The organism is Acidiphilium sp. 34-64-41 (genome assembly GCF_002282635.1).
GTDB lineage: Bacteria > Pseudomonadota > Alphaproteobacteria > Acetobacterales > Acetobacteraceae > Acidiphilium > Acidiphilium rubrum.
Window position 1 is genome coordinate 1 of record NZ_NCJX01000172.1, and the last position, 1,283, is coordinate 1,283.

2 protein-coding genes are annotated in these 1,283 nt (G+C 62.9%); one reads left to right on the forward strand and one right to left on the reverse strand.

Translation table 11 applies throughout. The features are described from left to right. Positions 1 to 1,033, reverse strand: a 1,033-nt coding sequence (locus tag B7X49_RS18675; RefSeq protein ID WP_286840641.1) for a helix-hairpin-helix domain-containing protein, incomplete at its 3' end; no start/stop codon positions are given. On the opposite strand from B7X49_RS18675, the gene B7X49_RS18680 reads away from it, so the two are divergent. Then, on the forward strand, positions 1,022 to 1,283 hold a 262-nt coding region (locus B7X49_RS18680), incomplete at its 3' end, for a hypothetical protein (protein ID WP_286840643.1). The genes B7X49_RS18675 and B7X49_RS18680 overlap by 12 nt on opposite strands.

Sequence of the window (1,283 nt, forward strand, 5' to 3'; positions counted from 1 at the left end):
CCGCCGCGCGCTGGCTGGGGGCCAGTGTCATGCCGATCCGCGCTTCGACCCAGGGGATCGCCTTGTCGGCATCGATCCATGGCCAGGGAAGATCACCGACGGCAATCCCGCGCAATCGCTCAGCGATCGCGCGTTCCGCGCGGTAAAGTCCCGCCAGGAACACACAGGGCGTCTCGCCGATCCGGTCGGCTATCACGCTTCCCTCCAGACACTCTTGGTCCAGCGCGACGCGGACCAATTCGGAAGGTACTTCGAGTAGACCCTCCGCCAGCGCGAGCAGTTCGTTCGTGGGCAGGCCGCAATGTCCATCGTCCATCGCTTCGGAGAGCGCATATCCAATCCCGGCACGCACCCGTATCATCGCCGTCTTCTCAATGCCGAGCCTCATGGCGATGCCGTCCGCGGTCTTGAACCCGATCCCACGGATATCCCGGGCCAGGCGGTAGGGGTTCTCACTCATGACCTGCACGGCATCGGCCCCGTAGGTCTTGTAGATCCGTACCGATCGCGCGGTACTGACACCATGGCTGTGCAGGAACACCATGATCTCCCGGATGACCTTCTGTTCGGCCCAGGCGGTCACAATCCTCTGGGCGCGCACAACGCCGATCCCAGGGACCTCACGCAGTCGCTCGGGGTTTGCCTCAATCACGTCGAACACCGCTGTCGCGAATGCGCGGATCAGTTTCTTCGCGTAGACCGGACCAATACCCCGGATCATCCCCGATGCCAGGTAGCGTTCGATCCCCTCGGCCGTGGTCGGCGCCGAGGTGCGCATGAACCGCGCCCTGAACTGCTGGCCATGGATACGGTCATTCACCCACTCGCCGGTCGCCGTCACCCATTCGCCCGCGCTGATCATGGCGGCATGGCCGATCACGGTGGCAAGTTCACGATGACCCCGCGCCTTCACCCGCAGCACACAGAACCCGTTTTCCGAATTGTGGAAGGTAACGCGCTCGACCAGGCCGGCGAGGACTTCGCGTCCCGCCGAAGCTTCGTCTCGAACTGACCCGCCGGAATGCTGATCCATGGCGACATGCGACGCCTTGAGTGGCTGGAGGTCAAGACTGATGAGCAGACTGCGACCCATACCCATCACGGCATGCGGTTGCTTCCAGAACGCCGATCGACGATTAGCGCTCCATTGCCGATTATACCCAAACATTCCGGGTTACGGCCTTGCGTGCGTGGTATGGAGAGACGGTCAATCGTCATCCAGACCGTAACAGCGCTCCCCGTCGTCGGTCATCTGATCCTTCAGGAGTTCGGCACGCAGCCGC